The sequence below is a fragment of the Buttiauxella gaviniae ATCC 51604 genome (assembly GCF_001654835.1).
In the GTDB taxonomy this organism is placed as follows: domain Bacteria; phylum Pseudomonadota; class Gammaproteobacteria; order Enterobacterales; family Enterobacteriaceae; genus Buttiauxella; species Buttiauxella gaviniae.
In genome coordinates this window covers 1-4,892 of record NZ_LXEP01000039.1, presented here as the reverse complement: position 1 = coordinate 4,892, position 4,892 = coordinate 1, and the positions used below count along the sequence as shown (strand labels likewise).

At 49.9% G+C, this 4,892-nt stretch carries 9 protein-coding genes and 1 pseudogene; all 10 read right to left on the bottom strand.

The features are described from left to right. A pseudogene (locus tag M977_RS20680) lies at positions 1-798 on the bottom strand (tail fiber domain-containing protein); the annotation flags it as partial. 73 nt (positions 799-871) lie between these two features. Next, a complete protein-coding gene (locus M977_RS25330) occupies positions 872-1,207 on the bottom strand; it encodes a hypothetical protein (RefSeq protein WP_157092099.1) in 336 nt (111 codons plus the stop codon). 134 nt (positions 1,208-1,341) lie between these two features. Next, a complete protein-coding gene (locus tag M977_RS20675; RefSeq protein WP_064518636.1) occupies positions 1,342-1,593 on the bottom strand; it encodes a hypothetical protein in 252 nt (83 codons plus the stop codon). 82 nt (positions 1,594-1,675) lie between these two features. After that, the gene (locus M977_RS25880; RefSeq protein WP_074392091.1) at positions 1,676-1,864 is read right to left on the bottom strand and encodes a hypothetical protein; all 189 of its coding nucleotides are present in this window, start codon (positions 1,862-1,864) and stop codon (positions 1,676-1,678) included. Beyond that, a complete protein-coding gene (locus M977_RS20670; RefSeq protein ID WP_064518635.1) occupies positions 1,821-2,090 on the bottom strand; it encodes a hypothetical protein in 270 nt (89 codons plus the stop codon). Before M977_RS20670 ends, M977_RS25880 begins: the two co-directional genes overlap by 44 nt. After that, entirely contained in the window at positions 2,087-2,629 is a 543-nt protein-coding gene (locus M977_RS20665) for a glycoside hydrolase family 108 protein (protein WP_064518634.1), read from the bottom strand. The genes M977_RS20670 and M977_RS20665 overlap by 4 nt, the downstream gene beginning before the upstream one ends. Further along, positions 2,626-2,910, bottom strand: a complete 285-nt coding sequence (locus tag M977_RS20660) for a phage holin family protein (RefSeq protein WP_064518633.1) — start codon at positions 2,908-2,910, stop codon at positions 2,626-2,628. Before M977_RS20660 ends, M977_RS20665 begins: the two co-directional genes overlap by 4 nt. Then, the gene (locus M977_RS20655) at positions 2,897-3,277 is read right to left on the bottom strand and encodes a phage holin family protein (protein WP_064518632.1); all 381 of its coding nucleotides are present in this window, start codon (positions 3,275-3,277) and stop codon (positions 2,897-2,899) included. The genes M977_RS20660 and M977_RS20655 overlap by 14 nt, the downstream gene beginning before the upstream one ends. A gap of 59 nt (positions 3,278-3,336) precedes the next feature. Then, on the bottom strand, positions 3,337-4,380 hold the full coding sequence (locus M977_RS20650; protein ID WP_064518631.1) for a DNA-methyltransferase: 1,044 nt from the start codon (positions 4,378-4,380) through the stop codon (positions 3,337-3,339). A gap of 149 nt (positions 4,381-4,529) precedes the next feature. Beyond that, positions 4,530-4,721, bottom strand: a complete 192-nt coding sequence (locus M977_RS20645) for a hypothetical protein (RefSeq protein WP_064518630.1) — start codon at positions 4,719-4,721, stop codon at positions 4,530-4,532. Between the last annotated feature and the right edge of the window lie 171 nt (positions 4,722-4,892).

Genomic DNA, 4,892 nt, shown 5'->3' with positions numbered 1-4,892 from the left:
GGGGGGAGTTCCTGCCGCAAAATTATGAACCAGGGTCAAGAGCGTTGCGTCGTCACCCGCCAGATACATATGGAAGTTGTGTGAGCCTCCATAGTTAAGTTTTACCCCTGCCCCCCACTGGGTCCAGTAACCACTCCCCCCCCCTCCGTACATGAACAATTGTGAACCCGTTATAGGATTAGCAATATCCGCGTTATTTAAAAGTACGGCCTGGCCACCGAGGCCAAACTGACCAACGACAGGAACATCTCCTTGCGCGGTTCCTGTATTTCTAGTTGATGCAGTTCCCAGACCTATGCCCGCGCGAGCCTCCGACTGCGTCTTCCCGCCTGTACCACCCTGGCCTACACTTAATGCAGTGGTTAACCCACCCAGACTAGTGATATCAGTGTTAGCACCCTTCTTCGCTACTGATTTCTGCCCTGGCACAGTAACGGCCTGACCATTTATAGTAATCGTCACATCGCCAGTGCCGTTCATCACATCAGAGAATCCCCCCATGTATTTCTGGTACATGCCAAACGTTTCGGCAATGTCTTGTGCAAGCCCGTCAACACTCAGGCTGTCGCTCAGTAGAATGGCAAATCTCGTGCCGGCTGCAATTGCAGGACTCACTGCCGGGGTGACGGATAAAGCGTTACCACTGGTCACTGCAGTGATTTGAAGGACTTGTACCGGGTTGGTGAAGGCAATCAGCGTGCAGCCCACGCGAATAAGACTGCCGGCAGCAGTAAAGTTTGTGCCGGTACCGGTGATGGTGCTGCCATTGCCTGCAATAGTGCCTGTTGTGTAAATCATATTTACTCCATAAAAAAACCCGCCGAAGCGGGTCAGAATTTGAATTAATGTGGAATTAAGGCGAATTGTCTGCCTAGAGTTGTGAGAAGGAGCCAGAACCACGGAAAATAAGCATTGTCGGTGACAGGATGCGCGAGGGGTTAGATCCTTTAACTGAAATCGTGCAATCAACCGTCCGACTACTCAAACGAGCACTGAACATAGCAGTCGCGCTCGCCAGGCGATCGCCCGATGGATTGGCATCAGATGCAGGTACAAACCGATAGTTCTTAGCCTGACCGCCTATAGTCATCGACACATCAACCCCACTTCCCGGAAGCAATACGTTGGATTCAATGGTCGCCATGATCACAATTTGTTTAGCCTGAGTATCCTCGGTACTGTCAATATATCGGAATGACCTGGTCACTATTCCGCTGGAGCCGGAAAAGCTCGTATCGGCGAATACGTTGCCGTTTGCAATATCTCCGATGAACTGACTGGCCTTTAGGGTATTGGCATGATCTGGTTAATACTAAAAAACCCACCAAAACGGCCAGCAAATTATCTTGAACGAATGATCTTCTCTATTGCGAGCTGTACGCGTTGGTGGTCATCCGTTCCAACTGGATATGATGGACTACGTCTTCCCGCAATCTCTCCGTCATAAACCATTTGAACTTTGAATACTTCAACATTCTCTCCATCCCAGAGTTCTGTGCCTCGCGACACTTTGTAATACGTATTATCTGGATGTGGCTTTGAAGCTGTAACTAACTCAACAGTGCGTTCAAATGGAAAGTATGTTTTTGCCATGATTTTACCTTTAGTTAACCTTTGGGATCCCATGGAACAATAAAGGTTTTTAGCCTGCTTGTCTATTGATTACATACAATATCTAAGGAGAGTTTTTTGAAGAACAATTTGCCCGCCATGTCTTGTTATGGGTCAGGATGTCTTTCTTAGTCTGCCTGTCCATCACTTCAATATCGTGCTCAGTCAGGTAGATGATCTTCACCCAGTCACACGATGTATCGATGACTTCAGGTTTTGCGGGTAAAGTTTTCGCGCAGCTCGCGATCAACATCGTCATCAGGCATATGGTTAACAGCTTGCTGAACATCACTTGCCCCCTTTGTTGCTTCCACACGACGGTTTGAAACGGCTTCGACTGCTGCGGCGTTCTCTTCGGTACGCTGTATATCGGCTGCCGATTCCGCTTTGCTGGTGCCGCGTGAATGACCAATGCCGAATGCTCCAGCGATAGCTGCAACCACCAGCCCGATAGCGCCAAGAATCATTTCAATTGTCATAACCCCACCCGCTCTCTCATCCAGCCATAAACAAACGACTCGTTAGCCGGGCGCTGCTCTGCCAGTTCAAGATAACGTTGCCCCTGGCTGCAATTAATCGACTTAAGCATGACTTGCTCACCGTCTTTACCACGCGCCGCCAGAAATGATTTGAGCGCGCTGATTGTTCGCGGGCCTATCTGACCATCAGCAATCAAGTCAGGGTATAACTGCCCCTGTTGGTTGTAGGCATTGAGCCAGCGCTGAAACCATTTGCTCTGCACTGACGGGCCCATGTTCACGCCGGTATCACATAACTCAGCGGCAATAGAAGGCGAAAGTGAAGCTACCTGGTCAAAGCGCGGGCCAGCCCAATAATCAGCGGTGAGAACTTCCAGGGCTGTTGAGCGAGGTAAGTCTTTCATGCTGCCTGAATAACCATGTGCCCTGGCTACTGCCTGAGTGATACCCCAACGGGTCGGGCCACCTTTATCATCTGGGTGATCAACGTAACCGCCCTCTTTGCCGAGTATGGCTTCAAAGATTTCGTCTTTAGTCATAGGAGCCTCAAAGCATCGACCAGGCGAGCCACATTCCCCCGGGAACGCAGCACCACGATACAAATAATGAGATTCACCAACGCCACCAGCCAGTGTGATTCGGCATAGATGCCGCACAGATAGGCGATAGGAACACTGGCGTAAACCAGCACAGCAAAATAAGCGAGATGAGATATCCAGGGGCGATGACGAGCCCCTTTCTTACGGTAGAGCATCAGCACACCGACTATCACGACGCAGATCAGAGCGTTTGCTGTCGCTATTGGGTCACTTGTTACCATTGGTTCCCCCTCTGAATCGCGAGAAGACCCCGGCTAAATCTTGATTGTTGATGAAAGTGAGGATCTTAATGGCTAACGCCGAGATGATTACTGCGCCAAGTGCATCAAGAGGTTTGTCGCTGTAGCCCGTCACAACTGCAAGCTTTGAACCCACCAGCCCCGCGCAAAGTACCCCGGCAATATAAGATACGAGGAAGTAAGCAACGCGGCGTGGTGTAGTCAAGTCTGCTGCAGTAGCGACGTAGTAAACGGCACCAGCGAAAGCACCAAATACAACGCCGTAATCAAGGCCAGAAAGAATACCGAAGAATGTGACTCCAGTTAATGCAGTTGCTGCTCCGGTACTAGATATTGGATCAGCGGCCATCAAGCCCCCTCTTTTGCTGTGCATCCTCTCAACATGAGGGGAAACGAAAAATGGCCGCGCTATGGCGACCGATGAAGTATCTCTTCTACAGTTTGTTTGAAACGCTCCTCTTCCAGCTCCACGCCAATAGCCTTGCGGCCTAATTCCAACGCCGCCTTAATTGTCGATCCGGAACCCATAAAGAAATCAGCTACCACGTCGCCGGGTTTGCTGCTGGCATTGATAATCTGCCGCAACATATCGGCGGGCTTTTCACAAGGGTGCTTGCCTGGATAGAACTGGACAGGCTTGTGGGTCCAAACATCGGTGTACGGAACCGAAACTGAAACAGCAAACGGACGCCGGAGAGCTTTGAACTCACTCAGCAGATCAGAGTAAGTTCGGTTTAATGACTGCCATGTTTCCACCAGCTGGTGGTGTGGCTTGTCCAGCTCGTGGTTCACATGCCTCGTAATGGCTACTTCAGTGAACAGCGCCTGTAGTTTTAAATAATCCGCTTCGTTTGGTAACTGCCACTGACTGGTACCGAACCAGTGCGAAACCATGTTCTTCTTGCCCGTCGCATCGGCGATCTGCTTTGACGTTACACCCAGCGCTGCGCGTGCATTACGGAAGTAATCAATCAGCGGAGCCAGTACATGCTGTTTAGCACTGTCACACTCTTTGGCATAACTGTCGGGCTTATACGGCCCCGGATAATGCTCGGCAAACAGAATGCGTTCAGTAGCAGGGAAATAAGCACGCAAGCTTTCTTTATTACAACCGTTCCAACGGCCAGAAGGTTTCGCCCAGATGATGTGGTTCAGAATGTTGAAGCGATGACGCATCAGCAGTTCAATATCAGCCGCCAGGCGATGGCCACTGAACAGGTAAATACTTCCGTTTGGTTTCATCACCCGCCAGAACTCAGCCAGGCAAGTATCGAGCCATGACAGATAATCAGCATCACCCCGCCACTGGTTATCCCAGCCGTTGGGTTTCACCTTGAAGTAAGGCGGATCGGTAACGATGAGATCGACGGAATTATCAGGAAGGGAAGCAAGAACTTGAAGACAATCAGCGTTGAACAACTCAACACTGTTTAAAATTACAGTATTTTTCATAGATCAGTAAGCGGCTCTCTGGTAGGCTCACTGTGCTTTAGCGCTAAAGCTGTGGGCCTCGGTTCGCTTGTGACCATAAGACATGAGCGAATGGCTGGTCGGGTGCTACAACACCCACCAGCCGCCCATTTCACAGCAGAAGCCTCCGTTTACTGGAGGCGCTTGTAACATCCAACCTGGTATTCCGATAAGCCCGCCATTACTAACTGCGTCAGTATTAACTGGCATCGTTCACGCGTCAGATGTGTATTCTGTGCAATTTCCCCCACCGTGGCGGGTTTGTCGTTTAATTCATTGAAAACTGCCTTTCCCGTTTTCGTCATATCTTGCTGTTTTAGCATGTCTTTTACCCTTAGTTTTTGGCGTGACACACAGATAACTCTGGTTCGATAAAGCAGCAAGCTGAAAGTCTTTTTGCCGCACAAGCAGGCTATTCATTAACCTCTGGGCGTAAAAAAACCCGCATCACGGGATACGGGTGAAAAACTAATGAGGCGAATGTTGTTAATGAA